The sequence below is a fragment of the Pseudomonas sp. fls2-241-TYG-175 genome, from assembly GCF_030209155.1.
Lineage (GTDB): Bacteria > Pseudomonadota > Gammaproteobacteria > Pseudomonadales > Pseudomonadaceae > Aquipseudomonas > Aquipseudomonas viridiflava.
Genome location: NZ_JARVSO010000027.1, coordinates 20,996 through 36,364, shown reverse-complemented (window position 1 = coordinate 36,364; position 15,369 = coordinate 20,996). Strand labels below are relative to the sequence as shown.

The following is a 15,369-nucleotide window of genomic DNA, read 5'->3' as shown; positions in this document are numbered from 1 at the left end:
ACAACGCCGTGTCAGGGGACACGGCGTTGTCTGTCACACAGGCTCGCGATTACTTCTTGATGCCCAGCTTCTTCAGCTCTTCATCACGCAGTTCACGGCGCAGGATCTTGCCGACGTTGGTGGTCGGCAGTGAATCGCGGAACTCCACGCTGCGCGGGACCTTGTAGCCGGTCAGGTTGGCGCGCATGTGTTCCATGATCTGATCCTTGGTGAGCGTCACGCCCGGTTTGGCGACCACGAACACCTTGATGGCCTCCCCCGACTTCTCGTCAGGGATGCCGATGGCGGCACATTGCAGGACGCCGGGAAGCGTGACCAGTACGTCTTCCAGTTCGTTGGGATAGACGTTGAAACCGGAGATCAGAATCATGTCTTTCTTGCGATCGACAATACGCAGGTAACCGTCAGGCTGAATGATCGCGATGTCGCCAGTCTTGAGCCAGCCATCGGCGTCGATCATTTCATCCGTGGCTTCCTGGCGCTGCCAGTAGCCTTTCATGACCTGAGGTCCCTTGATGCACAATTCGCCGGTTTCACCGAACGCCAACTCATTGCCAGCGTCGTCGATGACCCTGCACAGCGTCGACGGCACAGGGATGCCGATGGTGCCCATCTGGATTTTCTGGATCGGGTTCACTGTTGCCACCGGGCTGGTTTCGGTCATGCCGTAACCTTCGCAGATCGGGCAGTTGGTGACCTGCTTCCAGCGCTCGGCGGCAGCCAGCTGCAGGGCCATGCCACCGGAGAGCGTGACTTTCAGTGCCGAAAAATCAAGGTTGCGGAACGCCTCGTTGTTGCACAGGGCAACGAACAGGGTGTTGAGACCGACAAAGCCGCTGAACTTCCACTTCGACAGTTCCTTGACCATGGCAGGCAGGTCACGCGGGTTGCTGATCAGGACGTTGTGATTGCCGATCAGCATCATCGCCATGCAGTGAAAGGTGAAGGCGTAGATGTGGTAGAGCGGCAACGGCGTAATGAGGATTTCGCTGCCTTCATTGAGGTTGGAAGCCATCAGCGCCCTGCACTGCAGCATGTTGGCGATCAGGTTGCGATGGGTGAGCATCGCGCCCTTGGCCACGCCGGTAGTGCCACCGGTGTACTGCAATACGGCAACGTCGGCTCTGTCGGGCGACACCTCGGCAACCGGCCGACCGTGACCTTTTTTCAGCACGTCATTGAATCTGACCGCATCAGGCAGGTGGTAGGCCGGAACCATTTTCTTGACGTACTTGATGACACTGTTGACCAGCAGGCGCTTGAGCGGTGGCAGCAGGTCGGCCACCTCGGTGACGATGACATGTTTGACCTGGGTCTTGGGCACGACCTTCTCGGCCAGATGCGCCATGTTCGCCAGACAGACCAGAGCCTTGGCGCCCGAGTCGTTGAACTGATGCTCCATCTCCCGTGCGGTGTACAGCGGGTTGGTGTTGACCACGATCAGCCCGGCGCGGATGGCGCCGAAGACAGCAACCGGATACTGCAACACGTTGGGCAACTGAACCGCGATGCGGTCACCCGGCACAAGGTCGGTGTGCTGCTGAATCCAGGCGGCGAATGCGCCCGACAATTCATACAACTCGCCGTAGGTAAGTGTCTTGCCCAGATTGCTGAACGCGGGTTTATCGGCGAAACGCTGGCAGGACTGCTTCAGGACCGCCTGGACGTTGGGATACTCATCAGGATCGACATCAGGGGAGATGCCAGACGGGTATTTATCCTTCCAGAAGTTTTCAATCATTCAGCCGGCTCCATAGCGATCGCGAATTCTTCACATCGCTTTGGGCGATGATTTTTTTGTGTTTTGGAATTGTGCAGTAGACGCTCATTCGCTTCATGACAGGTCAAAAAGCGCGCCGAGAGTAGCAGCTTTGCCAAAAGCCGACTAGAGGCAAACCGGGCCTCTACGGTCATAAAAGTGACCATCCAGAGCCCGCCAGTCACGACCCTGACTTAATTGCGAGAATTACCGAAATCCCTGAAAGCATTGAGCCAGAGCGCTTAGGCAAAGCGTAGTGAGCTTAGCCAAAAAAACAGGCCCCGCTTGCACTTCAGCACAAGCGGGGCCAGCGACGTAAAAAGAGACAATTACTCCACTCAGGCAATATCGCGAAGCTCCCTGCGCAGGATCTTGCCGACCGGAGTCATCGGCAGCGATTCACGCAGCACGATCTGTTTCGGGACCTTGTAGCCGGTGAAGTTCTGTTTGCAGAAACTTCTGAGTTCTTCGACCGTAAGACCCGGCTCGCGCGGGACCACAAACAGTTTCACCGCTTCGCCTGAACGCTCGTCCGGCACTCCGATGCAGGCGCAGCTGGCGACTTTCGGGTGCGACATGACCACGTCTTCGATTTCGTTGGGGTAGACGTTGAAGCCGGACACGATGATCAGGTCTTTCTTGCGGTCCACGATACTGACGAAACCGTCGGCGCCGATCACGGCGATATCACCCGTCTTGAACCATCCCTCTGCATCCAGCGTTTCGGCGGTGGCCTCAGGCAGATTCCAGTAGCCTTTCATGACCTGCGGGCCTTTGATGCACAGCTCGCCGCGCTCGCCGAACGGCAACTCCGCGCCTTCGTCATCAATCACTTTCATGCCGGTACCCGGCACCGGAATGCCCACTGTGCCGAGCCGCGCCAGTGTGCCGTATGGGTTGGCACTGGCCACCGGGGACGTTTCGGTCAGCCCGTAACCCTCGACGATTGTGCACCCTGTCATCTCGGCCCAACGCTCGGCGGTCGCCTTGACCAGCGCGGTGCCGCCAGAGTTGGTGCTCTTCAGTGTGGAGAAATCCAGCTTCCTGAAATCAGGATGATTCATCAGCGCCACGAACAGGGTATTGAGCCCGACCATGGCAGTGAACTTCCACTTGCCAAGCTCCTTGATGAATCCGCCGATATCCCTCGGATTGGTGATCAAAATGTTGTGATTGCCACTAATGACCATGCACATGCAGTGCGCCGTAAATGCATAGATGTGATAAAGCGGCAGCGGCGCGATCATCACTTCCCGGGCCTCGCCGAACATCACGCCACGCTCGGGACAGTGCTGTCGCATGCAGGCGTACACCTGCTGCATATTGGCGACCAGATTGCCGTGAGTCAGCATCGCGCCCTTGGCCATTCCGGTAGTACCGCCCGTGTATTGCAGCACCGCCACGTCATCCAGCCCCACCGCAACAGGTTTGACAGAACCACCACGCCCCATGCGCAGCACGTCCTTGAAGCCTGCGGCCTGGGGCAGGTCATAGGCCGGAACCATTTTCTTGACCCTGGCGACGATGGTATTGATCAACCACCCCTTGGCGGCTGACTGCATGTCGCCCATCTTCACTTCAATCAGGTAACGAAGCTCGGTATCTGGCAGCACTTCCTGCACAAGCTTGCCGAACAGGTTCAGGTAGACCAGCGCCTTGGCACCGGAATCCTTGAACTGATGGCGCATCTCGCGTGCGGTGTACAGCGGATTGGTATTGACCACGATCAGGCCCGCACGCATGGCACCGAACACTGCGATGGGGTACTGCAACAGGTTGGGCATCTGCACGGCGATGCGGTCGCCGGGCACCAAGTCCGTATGGTGTTGCAGGTAACTGGCAAACGCCGCCGAATGACGATCCAGATCAGCGTAGGTCAGCGTGACCCCCATGTTGCTGAAAGCAGGTTTGTCTGCAAATTTTTTACAGGCGCTTTCAAAAACCTCGATGACCGAACGATAGGTGTGCAGATCCAGCTCAGAGTTAACCCCGACAGGGCGCTTGTCGTTCCAGAATTCAGGTTGCATTATTTTTATCCTCTTCCCTGCTCATGGCTGGCCCGTTATTCAGAATCGGGACTGGCCCGACGTTAGCAGCTAACGACCGGAAGGCAAATATGCCAGCTGGCGTCATCAACACTGTGAATCTTTCTGCTATTCAGGATGCAATCACCTTCGGGTTATAAACTGAAACACACATCCTCCGGGCAGCCGCTCCAGATCGGAATACCGCCATGAAGCACGAGACATTCTGGCTTGACGCCAGCGACCACTGCCGGCTTTACGTCAATGCCTGGTTGCCGGAAACGACTCCCTTGGCCGTCGTGATGCTCGCCCACGGCATGGCCGAGCACAGCGGACGCTACGAGCGACTCGGCGCAGCGCTGAATGCAGCGGGTATCGCCCTGTATGCGCATGATCAGCGGGGCCATGGCAGAACCGCCCTGCAGGGTCGGCTCGGGCATTTCGCCAACGAAGATGGCTGGAGCAAGGTCGTGGACGATCTGGCGACCCTCAGCCAGTCGATCGGCCAGCGACACGCGGGAGCGGCCCTGTTTCTGCTGGGTCACAGCATGGGCAGCTACATCGCTCAGACTTATCTGATGCACCACGGCGCCAGCTTGCACGGGGCCATTCTCAGCGGCTCGAACTTTCGTCCGGCATCGTTCTACCGAAATGCAAGGCTGGTCGCCCGATTCGAACGCCTGCGCCAGGGCCGCAAGGGGCGCAGCGCGTTGATCGAGTGGCTGTCGTTCGGCTCGTTCAACAAGGCATTCAAGCCGTCCCGGACCTGTTTCGACTGGCTCAGCCGCGACCCGGACGAGGTGGAAAAGTACATGCAGGACCCGCTCTGTGGCTTCCGCTGCACCAACCAGTTGTGGGCGGATATGCTGGGCGGGCTGCAGAAAATCAGTGAGCCGTCGAACCTGGCGCAGATCGATTCGAACCTTCCTTTGCTGATTATTGGCGGCGAATGTGATCCGGTGAGTGCCGGCAAGCGTCTGAAGGATCTTGCCGATGCATTGGCAGGAGCGGGTCATCAAGTGTTACAACTCAATGTTTACCCGCAGGCGCGGCACGAACTGCTCAATGACATCAATCGCGATGAAGTGATCCAGGACCTGCTCGACTGGCTGAAATACGCCCTCGATCAACCAGGACCGCGTCGCGCGGAGTGATCACGCACCTTTTATCTTTTTCATATTTTGTCCAGGACAGACACATGACTCAAGTCACCAACACGCCTTACGAAGCCCTTGAAGTCGGTCAGAAAGCCAGCTACAGCAAGACAGTCCAGGAACGTGACATCCAGTTGTTCGCGGCCATGTCCGGCGATCACAACCCGGTCCACCTGGACGCCGAATACGCTTCCAAAACCATGTTCAAGGAGCGCATCGCTCACGGCATGTTCAGCGGTGCACTGATCAGCGCGGCAGTGGCGTGTGAGCTGCCAGGCCCGGGCACCATCTACATCGGCCAGCAGATGACCTTTCAGAAGCCGGTAAAACTGGGCGACACCCTGACTGTGCGTCTGGAAATTCTCGAAAAACTGCCGAAATTCCGCGTGCGCATCGCGACCCGCGTGTTCAACCAGAATGATGAGCTGGTCGTGGACGGCGAAGCGGAAATCCTCGCTCCACGCAAACAGCAGACCGTCGAACTGACCGTGCTGCCTGAAATCACTGTTGGCTGAAAGGCGCACGGATTGAGCCAAGGCTCGCTAATGCGGGCACAGGCTTGCTCCGGAGCACGTAAAAAAGGGCGACCGAAGTCGCCCGAAGTGCCTTGCGTGCTCATAGCAAAGGGTGCGCCTTACCAGAGCGGCAGCCCTCCCCGTCAGACAGCTCGAACAGGGTGATGAAGACATTGGCCCCACGCCGTCTTCGCCCCGTCCGATAACCATCAGGCTAGCCGTTGCAGCACGCACGAACGTTGACCTGCATCAACATCCGTTTGATCACTCAACGCTTTTTTGGCTTTTTCTTCGGCTTTTTCTTGCCCGTCAGCGGCATGGCCTGCTCGAAAGCATTTCGCACTTCATTCAGGCGCTTGTCGTTCAGATCATGAACGCGTCTGGCGCGCTCGGCGCCAAGATCGATCAATTTGCCATCGTCGCTCATGGTTGTGCAGTTCCCGGACACGTGGAATCAGCGCCAATAATGCTCAATAGCATCGGTGATGACCAGTCGGAAACGTGAAGTCAGGTGTGAATCAATCGGCAGCGTGCGCAGGCCGCGCCCTCTTGCGGGACGCTCGACCTCAAATCTGGATATCGACCCACAACCCCTGGCGCGGCTCGTCATCGATCAACGGCACGACCGGGACGGTGTTGTCAGCGTTTAACGAGTCTCCGGGAATGACCAGACCCTGGTATTCGCCGCTTTCTTCCTCGCTGTGGCGGCCCTGTTGCTGACGTTGCTGCTCTTCACGCAACAGCAGGGCGCTGCGCTCGGAGTCTTCGTGACGCAGATCGATCGATGTCTCGCTGGAGCTCGGCTGTACAGGCGCCACCGGCGGGATATCGGGGACACGCTTGGCCGGGTCCATCTGGGAGGTCACCGGCACAACACTTAACGGGAGCATGGGTTGCAGCATGGTTTTTCTCCTCTTACCGGGCTTTCGGCCGTCAGCGACGCAACTTGAACAGCCCTGTAATAGACTGCAATAATTTATAAGGCTTTTTTTGACTGGGTTTAATGAAATAAGTGCCATGAAAGGAAAAATTCGCCGATTCGCAGCGAATCCGCAGGTTTTTCAACGCCACCTTTGGCCTTCAGGGCGCGTTCCGTTAACATAGTCGGCTTTTTCACGTCGGGAGACAGGCAGCATGGCGCAGCAGTATCAACCGGGGCAACGCTGGATTAGCGACAGCGAAGCCGAGCTGGGTTTGGGCACCGTTCTGGCACTGGATGGCCGCTTATTGACCGTGCTCTATCCGGCCACTGGCGAAACGCGCCAGTACTCACTGCGTAATGCACCGCTGACCCGCGTGCGTTTCTCTCCGGGCGATGTGATTACTCACTTCGAAAACTGGAAGATGACCGTCCGCGAAGTGGACGATGTCGACGGGCTACTGGTGTATCACGGTTTGAATGCCCGCAACGAAGTGGTCACGCTGCCTGAAACCCAGCTGTCGAACTTCATCCAGTTCCGCCTGGCGACCGACCGTCTGTTCGCTGGCCAGATCGACCAGTTGTCCTGGTTCTCGCTGCGCTACAACACGCTTGAACACACCAGCCGTCAGTTGCAGTCCTCACTCTGGGGGCTGGGCGGCGTGCGCGCTCAACCGATCGCTCACCAGTTGCACATAGCCCGCGAAGTGGCTGACCGCATTGCGCCACGCGTCCTGCTGGCCGACGAAGTGGGCCTGGGCAAGACCATCGAAGCCGGTCTGGTGATTCATCGCCAGTTGCTGTCCGGTCGCTCCAATCGCGTGCTGATTCTGGTGCCGGAAAACCTGCAGCACCAATGGCTGGTCGAAATGCGCCGCCGTTTCAACCTGCAGGTCGCGCTGTTCGACGCCGAACGCTTCATGGAAAGCGATGCCGGCAACCCGTTCGAAGACACCCAACTGGCGCTGGTCGCGCTGGAGTGGCTGGTCTCCGATGAAAAGGCTCAGGACGCGCTGTTTGCAGCGGGCTGGGACCTGATGGTCGTCGATGAAGCACACCACCTGGTCTGGCATGAAGACAAGGCCAGCCGCGAATACTCGCTGGTCGAGCAACTGGCAGAAGTCATCCCCGGCGTACTGCTGCTGACGGCAACCCCGGAACAGCTGGGTCAGGACAGTCACTTTGCCCGCCTGCGCCTGCTGGACCCGAACCGTTTCCACGACCTGAACGCCTTCCGCGCCGAGAGCGAAAACTATCGCCCGGTCGCTCAGGCGGTACAGGAACTGCTCGACAAGGGCGTACTGTCAGCAGAAGCCCAGAAAACCATTCACGGCTTCCTGGGTGCCGAAGGCGAGACCTTGCTGGCTGCCGTCAATGCGGGCGACGACGAAGCCAAGGCCCGTCTGATTCGCGAATTGCTGGACCGTCATGGCACAGGCCGCGTGCTGTTCCGTAATACCCGCGCCGCCGTACAGGGTTTTCCGGAGCGCAAGCTGCACGAATACCCACTGCCCTGCCCGGCCGAATACCTGGAACTGCCGCTGGGCGAGCACGCCGACCTGTATCCGGAAGTCAGCTTCCAGGCTCACTCCGAGGTCAGCGAAGAAGAACGCTGGTGGCGTTTCGACCCTCGCGTCGACTGGCTGATCGACACGCTCAAGATGCTCAAGCGCGTCAAGGTGCTGGTCATCTGCGCCCACGCCGAAACCGCCATGGATCTCGAAGACGCGCTGCGCGTGCGTTCCGGTATTCCGGCCACGGTCTTCCACGAAGGCATGAACATCCTTGAGCGTGACCGCGCTGCTGCCTATTTTGCCGACGAAGAGTTCGGTGCACAGGTGCTGATCTGCTCGGAAATCGGCAGTGAAGGCCGCAACTTCCAGTTCGCCCACCATCTGGTGCTGTTCGATCTGCCGTCGCACCCGGATCTGCTTGAGCAGCGTATCGGCCGTCTGGACCGTATCGGCCAGAAACACACCATCGAACTGCACGTGCCATTCCTGGAAACCAGCCCGCAGGCACGACTGTTCCAGTGGTATCACGAAGCGCTGAACGCGTTCCTCAATACCTGCCCGACCGGTAACGCACTGCAGCATCAGTTCGGCCCGCGTCTGCTGCCGCTGCTGGAAAGCGGTGATGATGACGAATGGCAGGCCCTGATCGATGAGGCCCGCGCCGAGCGCGAGCGTCTGGAAAGCGAACTGCACACAGGTCGCGACCGTCTGCTGGAACTCAACTCCGGCGGCGCGGGCGAAGGCGAGGCGCTGGTCGAAGCGATTCTGGAACAGGATGACCAGTTCAGCCTGCCGATCTACATGGAGACCCTGTTCGACGCGTTCGGTATCGACAGCGAAGACCATTCGGAAAACGCTCTGATCCTCAAGCCGAGCGAGAAGATGCTCGACGCCAGCTTCCCGCTGGGCGACGACGAAGGCGTGACCATCACCTACGACCGCAACCAGGCGCTGTCTCGCGAAGACATGCAGTTCATCACCTGGGAGCACCCGATGGTGCAGGGCGGCATGGATCTGGTGCTGTCCGGTTCGATGGGCAACACCGCCGTGGCGCTGATCAAGAACAAGGCGCTCAAGCCGGGCACTGTGCTGCTGGAGCTGATCTACGTCAGCGAAGTGGTTGCACCGCGCTCGTTGCAACTGGGCCGCTACCTGCCACCGGCCGCACTGCGCTGCCTGCTTGATCCGAACGGCAATGATCTGTCGAGCCGTGTGTCGTTCAACACCCTTAACGATCAGCTCGAAAGCGTGCCACGTGCCAGCGCCAACAAGTTCATTCAGGCCCAGCGCGACGTGCTGACGCCACGGATCAACGCGGGCGAAGAAAAGATCATGCCGAAACACGCCGAGCGCGTGGCTGAAGCGCAACGTCGTCTGGCTGCTGATACCGAAGAGGAACTGGCGCGCCTGACGGCCCTGCAGGCGGTCAACCCGACCGTGCGCGACAGCGAACTGGTCGCCTTGCGCAGCCAGCGTGAACAGGGTCTGGCCATGTTGGAGAAGGCCGCACTGCGCCTGGAAGCGATTCGGGTGCTGGTGGCGGGCTGATCGGCGTCGCTACTTACGCTGGACGCAGAGCGTCCCGAGAGGCATTCCCACGCGGAGCGTGAGGAACGATCAGGGTTTCATGATCGTTTCTACGCTGCGTGGGAATACAGCCCGTGACGCTCCGCGTCACACCACTGCCGGGTCCGACACACCTTCTGCAGGCTCCTCGGCCACCATTCTTGCCTTCATCCGCTCGGCGTCCTTGCTGAAGCAGCGTGATGCCAGATACAAAAACACCAGCGTCATGAGCAATGCTGCCGGAATCAGGTACATGGCATCGTGCAGGCCGATGGCCTTGAAGCTTTCGTTCATTACGTCAGCACCCGCGACCGCCATGGCCGCCTTGGCGAAATGGTCGGACAGCAGACCCACCACCACCGGCCCCGCGCCGCCGCCCAGCAGGTAAAGCCCGGCGAAGAACAATGCCATCGCCGTCGCCCTGAGGCGCGGTTCGACCACGTCCTGAATCGCTGTATAAACGCAGGTATAGAAGTTGTAGGCAAACAACCAGCCCACGCTGAACACCGCGACGAACATTCCGATTTCGATGCGTCCGGCGTGCAAGGCATACCCGGTGGCAATCGTCGCCAACAACATACTGAACGCTGCGAACAACAGCCGTCCGTTGGGCGAGCGCTGATGCAGTTTGTCGGCAATCCAGCCGCCTGCTGTCAGACCGATCAGCCCGGTCACGCCCACAATCACACCTGTCGCAACCGCCGCTTCCTGCAAGGGCAACAGGAAATAGCGTTGCAGCATCGGCACCATGAACGAGTTGCAGGCGTAGGTAGCGAAGTTGAAGGTCAGGCCGCCAAGTACCAACCAGCGAAAGGTTGGGATCGACAACACACGGCGGATCGGCTTCTCGATTTTGACTTCCGACATGCGCACGCTTTCAGCCGCGCCACGCTTGGGTTCCTTGATGAAAAAGATGAACACCGCCAGCACTAGCCCAGGCACCGCAGCAATGAAGAACGGCGCGCGCCAGCTGTCGAACGCCTTGACCATGGCGCCGATGGTGAAGAACGCCAGCAGCAGGCCCAGCGGCAGGCCCAGCATGAAGATGCCCATCGCACGGGACCGTTTATGGGCCGGAAACAGGTCACCGATCAGCGAGTTGGCCGCAGGCGCGTAGCTGGCTTCGCCGATGCCGACGCCCATGCGCACCAACAGAAAGGTCCAGAAACTGCCGACCATTCCATTGACCGCCGTCAGGCCGCTCCACACGGCCAGGCCACAGCCCATGAGCTTCTTGCGCGATCCGTTGTCGGCCATGCGGCCCAGCGGCAGACCGGCGATGGCGTATACCAGCGTGAACGCGGTTCCCAGAAGGCCGAGTTGAAAATCGCTCAGGTGCCATTCCATGCGAATGGGCTCAACGATAATGGCCGGGATGGTGCGGTCGAAGAAGTTGAACAGGTTGGCGAGGAACAACAGGAAAAGTACGCGCCATGCGTTGGCGGCCTGAGTGGGGGTGTCCGTCCGAAGCGTGGTCATGAGCGATCGTCCCTTCTTATTAGTGGTAACAATCTAGAAGGCCAAGGGTGGCCTGTCTGTAAACATTCGTAAACCGCACCCTTGATGAAGAATTCTTATAACTATTCGTTATTGATCGCTTTCAGATTTCTTGGATCTGCGTACTGGCAAACTGACAACAGCTTCTATACTCACTCCGAATCGCCAGGCCTTTAGCCCTGGCGCCCTGGCAGTGAAGATATAGGGCTTGCTATGGAGTGGCTGGGTTTGAACATGTTCGCCGGGGTCCCGGCGGACGGGCAATTGTTGATCGACTGCAGTCATAATCTGTTTCTGGTTGCGCTGGCTTATGGCGTCGCCTGTGCCGCGTGCTTCGCGACACTGGACATCGCCGACCGGGTCATTCAGGTCGAAGCCCTCAAAAACCGACGCATCTGGAAAGCGCTGGGCGCGCTGTGTCTGGCGGGCGGTGTCTGGGCCATGCACTTCATCAGCATGCTGGCTTTTCAGGCACCGCTGACCATCACCTACGATCTGGGCATCACGCTGGCGTCGCTGGTCATCGTGCTGGCAACCGCTCTGGTTGCCATCAAGGCACTGACCCTCCCGACATTGACCCTCAGACGTTGCGTGACGAGCGCGGTGGTCATGGGCATTGGTATCAGCGCCATGCACTACTTGGGCATGGGGGCCATGCGGTCCGACGCCGTGCAGTATTACGAGCCCAAAACCTTTGCACTGTCCGTAGTCGTGGCCATTCTTGCCAGCGTGGCCCTGCTCACCCTGCCCCGCCATTTGCGGCAATACAGCGGCATGTTTCACCAGATGTTTCGTTACGGGCTGAGCGTTTTTCTGGGCGCAGGCCTGCTGACCATGCACCTGATGGGTATGCGCGCGCTGCAACTGGTCATCCCGCAGGGTGCAGAGCTGCACATTCCCAGCACCGCAAACAGCCAGCAACTGGGCCTGACCATTGCCGTGATCACCCTGCTGATCATTGCCGGCAGCATCAGTGCGGCGATGGCCGACAAGAAACTGCAAGGCAAGGAGCATGACCTTCAGCGCGTCAATGCGCTGCTCAGCCAACTGGATCAGGCGCGGGTCTCGCTTCAGCAGGTGGCGCATTACGATCCGCTGACCAACCTGATCAACCGTCGCGGATTCAACCAGATATTCGCTGAAAAGCTGCTTGAACATACGATCGGCCAAGGCATGCTGGCGGTGATGTTCTTGGACATCGACCACTTCAAGCGGATCAATGACAGCCTGGGTCACGATGCAGGTGACGAGTTGCTCAAGGTGATCGCCGAGCGAATCCGCAGTGCCACACGCGTGCAGGATGTGGTGGCAAGGTTTGGCGGTGACGAGTTCTGCATTCTGCTGAGCATCCCCAACTATGAGGAGGCCCGCCACCTGGCCCACCGCGTCATGCACAAGATGAAGGAGACCATCGCGCTGGCCGGAAGACGCATGGTCATGACCACCAGCATTGGTATCGCCGTGTTTCCACGGGACGGTTCAACCTGCGATGAATTGCTCAAGCACGCCGACCTCGCCCTCTACCAATCCAAGGGCAACGGCCGTAACCGGGTCAATTTTTTCAGCCCCGCGCTCAAGACCAAAGCCAGTCTGGAATTGCATCTGGAAGAAGAGTTGCGCAACGCCCTGCGCGAAGAGACTGGCCTTGAGGTGTACTACCAGCCGATTGTCGACCTGCGTACCGGGCACATTGCCAAGCTGGAAGCGCTGGTGCGCTGGAATCATCCGCAGCACGGGCTGCTGGTGCCCGACCGTTTCATCAGTATTGCCGAAGCGAACGGGCTGATTGCCGAACTGGACAACTGGGTACTGCGCCGCGCCTGCCGCGACCTGGGCGCGTTGCGCCTCGACGGCCTGGACAAGCTGATCATCGCGGTGAACTGTTCGGCGCTGAACCTGAGTCGGGACGAGTTGGCCGAAGAAGTCGAACAGGCGCTGACCGAAGCCAATGTCGCCCCGGGTCGCCTGGAACTGGAGGTGACCGAGAACGCGCTGATGGGCAACATCAGCAATACGATCCTGATGCTCAAGCACATCCGCAGCCTGGGCGTCTCGCTATCGATCGACGACTTCGGGACCGGTTACTCGTCGCTCGCCTACCTGAAACGGTTGCCGCTGGACACGCTGAAAATCGACCGATCCTTCATCATCGACATTCCAAAGTCGCCCCAGGACATGGAGATCGTCCAAGCGATCATCGTGATGGCGCACACCCTGCACCTCAAGGTGGTGACCGAAGGTGTGGAGACGCCTGCACAACTGGAGTTTCTGAGTGAGTTCGGCAGTGATTATGTGCAGGGCTATCTGTTCAGCAAACCGCAGCCACTGGAACGGATTCTGCCGCTGGTCAGGGAAATGAACGGTCGAGAACCTGCCAGTCTGTGGCCCGCATCGCTCATGCTGGACGTCAAGGATCGCGATGCGGACATCCCACGGTCACTGGATCTGTTTGACGACCTTCCGGGCGCTGAACATGCACTGGCCACCCGCAGTCCTTCTCGCACACAAAGGTCGCGCTGGTCGGATTGAAAAGGCTGCGTCTGGGTGGCCGATTGCACGGCTGCCGGGTGTAGATTTTCGATACGCTGGAAGGGACGAAGTTACCGTGGCACCCACAAAGGTGCCGTCGTAAGCACCTCTATAACGCACAGATCAGTCAGACGCCCTGTTTTGGATCAACACCCAAGGTGCCACTACCACTGCCCAGAGCAGTGGATCGCTTTCCACAAGCTCCATTGCCTTTGATTCAGACACCTTGCCGACCGTTGTCGCGTCCATCCACGCAGCCACTTTGGCAGCGTCGTTTTCAGCTACTGCCTCGGCAACTTCGATCAGATCCAACGGTGGTTCGACCCACAACAGGGCACCCTTGGCAAAGAATGGTTGCAATTCTTTCCAGCGAATTGAAGCGGTCTCCCCGAGCAGTTTGGCATAGAGGGTGCTAGGTTCTTGCGTCATGGGTTTCACCAGAAAGGAAATCGGCGCAATGATACCGCCGCCTTTCTCGTAGAAAAACCCGGAAGCAAGTGATTGATTGCAGGAAAGCCGCGAAATCCACGACGATCCGGCCGGTCTTCATGACATTGGGGCGGTTGGATTCTGTAACTTTCTTTCGATTAAGCGACACACACCGGTTTACCCCATTGCCCCGTGCTATCCAAGCGATTCACCGGCACTCTAAACTGTTCCGGTACAGTTGGCGGAGCGGGGGAAGATCGGTGTCGAAGCCGGTCCTGTAGCCTTGGCCAGCAGGATTATAAAAACTACAACGCAAGAGTGGAGCATCATGACTAAGGGTACCAAGAAGCTTTCCAAGCTGTTCGCCGCACTGGTTATGGCCGGGGTTGCCAGCCATTCGTTCGCAGCCGACACCATCAAGATCGGCATCGCCGGCCCCAAGACTGGCCCGGTCGCCGAATACGGCACCATGCAGTTCAACGGTGCCAAGATGGCCATCGAGCAGATCAACGCCAAGGGCGGCGTCGATGGCAAGAAACTCGAAGCCGTCGAATACGATGATGCCTGCGACCCGAAACAGGCCGTGGCAGTCGCCAACAAGGTCGTCAACGATGGCGTGAAATACGTGATCGGTCACCTGTGCTCCAGCTCCGCTCAACCCGCTTCCGACGTCTATGAAGACGAAGGCATCATCATGGTGACCCCGGCGGCCACCAGCCCCGACATCACCAGCCGTGGCTACAAACTGGTGTTCCGCACCATCGGTCTGGACAGCGCCCAGGGCCCTGCAGCCGGTAACTACATTGCCGACGTCGCCAAGCCAAAAATCGTTGCTGTCATCCATGACAAGCAGCAATACGGCGAAGGCATCGCCTCTGCAGTGAAAAAGACGCTGGAAGACAAAGGCGTCAAGGTGGCCCTGTTCGAAGGCATCAATGCCGGTGACAAGGACTTCTCCTCGCTGATCGCCAAGCTCAAGCAGGCCAACGTCGACTTCGTCTACTACGGCGGCTACCACCCAGAGCTGGGCCAGATCCTGCGCCAGTCCAAGGAAAAAGGCCTGAACGCCAAATTCATGGGCCCTGAAGGCGTGGGCAACGAGTCCATCTCGCAGATCGCTGGCGAAGCCTCCGAAGGCCTGCTGGTCACCCTCCCGAAATCCTTTGATCAGGACCCTGCCAACCAGGCACTGACCAAGGCATTCCAAGACAAGAAACAGGATCCGAGCGGTCCGTTCGTGTACCCGTCCTACTCCGCCGTTCAGGTCATTGCCGACGGTATCGCCGCCGCCAAGTCCGAAGACACCGACAAGGTGGCTGCTGCCATCCACGCCGGTACGTTCAAGACCCCGATGGGCGAACTGAGCTACGACGAGAAGGGCGACCTGAAGAACTTCCAGTTCGTGGTCTACGAATGGCACTTCGGCAAGCCGAAGACCGAAGCCGCCAAATAAGCAGCTTGCG

Annotated in this window: 11 protein-coding genes; 5 read left to right on the top strand and 6 right to left on the bottom strand. The window is 58.9% G+C overall.

The genetic code is table 11. The annotated features are described in order from the left end of the window. Nucleotides 1–49 precede the first annotated feature (49 nt). The gene (gene fadD1 / locus QRN20_RS19340) at nucleotides 50–1,741 is read right to left on the bottom strand and encodes a long-chain-fatty-acid--CoA ligase FadD1 (RefSeq protein WP_057410994.1); all 1,692 of its coding nucleotides are present in this window, start codon (nucleotides 1,739–1,741) and stop codon (nucleotides 50–52) included. A 356-nt stretch (nucleotides 1,742–2,097) separates the two neighbouring features. Next, on the bottom strand, nucleotides 2,098–3,786 hold the full coding sequence (gene fadD2 / locus QRN20_RS19335; protein WP_285361001.1) for a long-chain-fatty-acid--CoA ligase FadD2: 1,689 nt from the start codon (nucleotides 3,784–3,786) through the stop codon (nucleotides 2,098–2,100). Between the two features lie 206 nt (nucleotides 3,787–3,992). Between fadD2 and QRN20_RS19330 the strand changes: the two genes are divergently transcribed. Further along, entirely contained in the window at nucleotides 3,993–4,937 is a 945-nt protein-coding gene (locus QRN20_RS19330) for an alpha/beta hydrolase (protein WP_029241308.1), read from the top strand. A 44-nt stretch (nucleotides 4,938–4,981) separates the two neighbouring features. Continuing rightward, nucleotides 4,982–5,452: a MaoC family dehydratase gene (locus tag QRN20_RS19325; protein ID WP_004888205.1), complete on the top strand. Its 471-nt coding sequence runs from the start codon at nucleotides 4,982–4,984 to the stop codon at nucleotides 5,450–5,452. 268 nt (nucleotides 5,453–5,720) lie between these two features. Here the strand turns inward: QRN20_RS19325 and QRN20_RS19320 are convergent, their stop codons facing one another. Both QRN20_RS19320 and QRN20_RS19315 read right to left on the bottom strand, forming a co-directional pair. Continuing rightward, nucleotides 5,721–5,879: a hypothetical protein gene (locus QRN20_RS19320; RefSeq protein ID WP_004888206.1), complete on the bottom strand. Its 159-nt coding sequence runs from the start codon at nucleotides 5,877–5,879 to the stop codon at nucleotides 5,721–5,723. 139 nt (nucleotides 5,880–6,018) lie between these two features. Next, a complete protein-coding gene (locus QRN20_RS19315; protein WP_025996544.1) occupies nucleotides 6,019–6,354 on the bottom strand; it encodes a hypothetical protein in 336 nt (111 codons plus the stop codon). A 232-nt stretch (nucleotides 6,355–6,586) separates the two neighbouring features. On the opposite strand from QRN20_RS19315, the gene rapA reads away from it, so the two are divergent. Next, on the top strand, nucleotides 6,587–9,433 hold the full coding sequence (rapA, locus tag QRN20_RS19310) for an RNA polymerase-associated protein RapA (RefSeq protein WP_122429723.1): 2,847 nt from the start codon (nucleotides 6,587–6,589) through the stop codon (nucleotides 9,431–9,433). Nucleotides 9,434–9,559: 126 nt separating this feature from the next. Here the strand turns inward: rapA and QRN20_RS19305 are convergent, their stop codons facing one another. Further along, the gene (locus QRN20_RS19305; RefSeq protein ID WP_122429722.1) at nucleotides 9,560–10,930 is read right to left on the bottom strand and encodes a spinster family MFS transporter; all 1,371 of its coding nucleotides are present in this window, start codon (nucleotides 10,928–10,930) and stop codon (nucleotides 9,560–9,562) included. A gap of 231 nt (nucleotides 10,931–11,161) precedes the next feature. On the opposite strand from QRN20_RS19305, the gene QRN20_RS19300 reads away from it, so the two are divergent. Beyond that, a complete protein-coding gene (locus QRN20_RS19300; protein ID WP_122429721.1) occupies nucleotides 11,162–13,477 on the top strand; it encodes a putative bifunctional diguanylate cyclase/phosphodiesterase in 2,316 nt (771 codons plus the stop codon). 123 nt (nucleotides 13,478–13,600) lie between these two features. Here the strand turns inward: QRN20_RS19300 and QRN20_RS19295 are convergent, their stop codons facing one another. Further along, on the bottom strand, nucleotides 13,601–13,906 hold the full coding sequence (locus tag QRN20_RS19295) for a DUF2288 domain-containing protein (protein ID WP_043306205.1): 306 nt from the start codon (nucleotides 13,904–13,906) through the stop codon (nucleotides 13,601–13,603). A 328-nt stretch (nucleotides 13,907–14,234) separates the two neighbouring features. Here QRN20_RS19295 and QRN20_RS19290 point away from each other — a divergent pair, with 328 nt between their 5' ends. Beyond that, nucleotides 14,235–15,359: a branched-chain amino acid ABC transporter substrate-binding protein gene (locus QRN20_RS19290; RefSeq protein ID WP_004887851.1), complete on the top strand. Its 1,125-nt coding sequence runs from the start codon at nucleotides 14,235–14,237 to the stop codon at nucleotides 15,357–15,359. Nucleotides 15,360–15,369: the final 10 nt, after the last annotated feature.

Excerpts from the sequence above, each read along its gene's own strand:
- QRN20_RS19300 (WP_122429721.1), top strand. The coding sequence starts at position 11,162 with ATGGAGTGGCTGGGTTTGAACATGTTCGCCGGGGTCCCGGCGGACGGG.
- QRN20_RS19325 (WP_004888205.1), top strand. The coding sequence starts at position 4,982 with ATGACTCAAGTCACCAACACGCCTTACGAAGCCCTTGAAGTCGGTCAG.
- fadD1 (WP_057410994.1), bottom strand. The coding sequence starts at position 1,741 with ATGATTGAAAACTTCTGGAAGGATAAATACCCGTCTGGCATCTCCCCT.
- rapA (WP_122429723.1), top strand. The coding sequence starts at position 6,587 with ATGGCGCAGCAGTATCAACCGGGGCAACGCTGGATTAGCGACAGCGAA.
- QRN20_RS19320 (WP_004888206.1), bottom strand. The coding sequence starts at position 5,879 with ATGAGCGACGATGGCAAATTGATCGATCTTGGCGCCGAGCGCGCCAGA.
- QRN20_RS19330 (WP_029241308.1), top strand. The coding sequence starts at position 3,993 with ATGAAGCACGAGACATTCTGGCTTGACGCCAGCGACCACTGCCGGCTT.
- QRN20_RS19305 (WP_122429722.1), bottom strand. The coding sequence starts at position 10,930 with ATGACCACGCTTCGGACGGACACCCCCACTCAGGCCGCCAACGCATGG.
- QRN20_RS19295 (WP_043306205.1), bottom strand. The coding sequence starts at position 13,906 with ATGACGCAAGAACCTAGCACCCTCTATGCCAAACTGCTCGGGGAGACC.
- QRN20_RS19290 (WP_004887851.1), top strand. The coding sequence starts at position 14,235 with ATGACTAAGGGTACCAAGAAGCTTTCCAAGCTGTTCGCCGCACTGGTT.
- QRN20_RS19315 (WP_025996544.1), bottom strand. The coding sequence starts at position 6,354 with ATGCTGCAACCCATGCTCCCGTTAAGTGTTGTGCCGGTGACCTCCCAG.
- fadD2 (WP_285361001.1), bottom strand. The coding sequence starts at position 3,786 with ATGCAACCTGAATTCTGGAACGACAAGCGCCCTGTCGGGGTTAACTCT.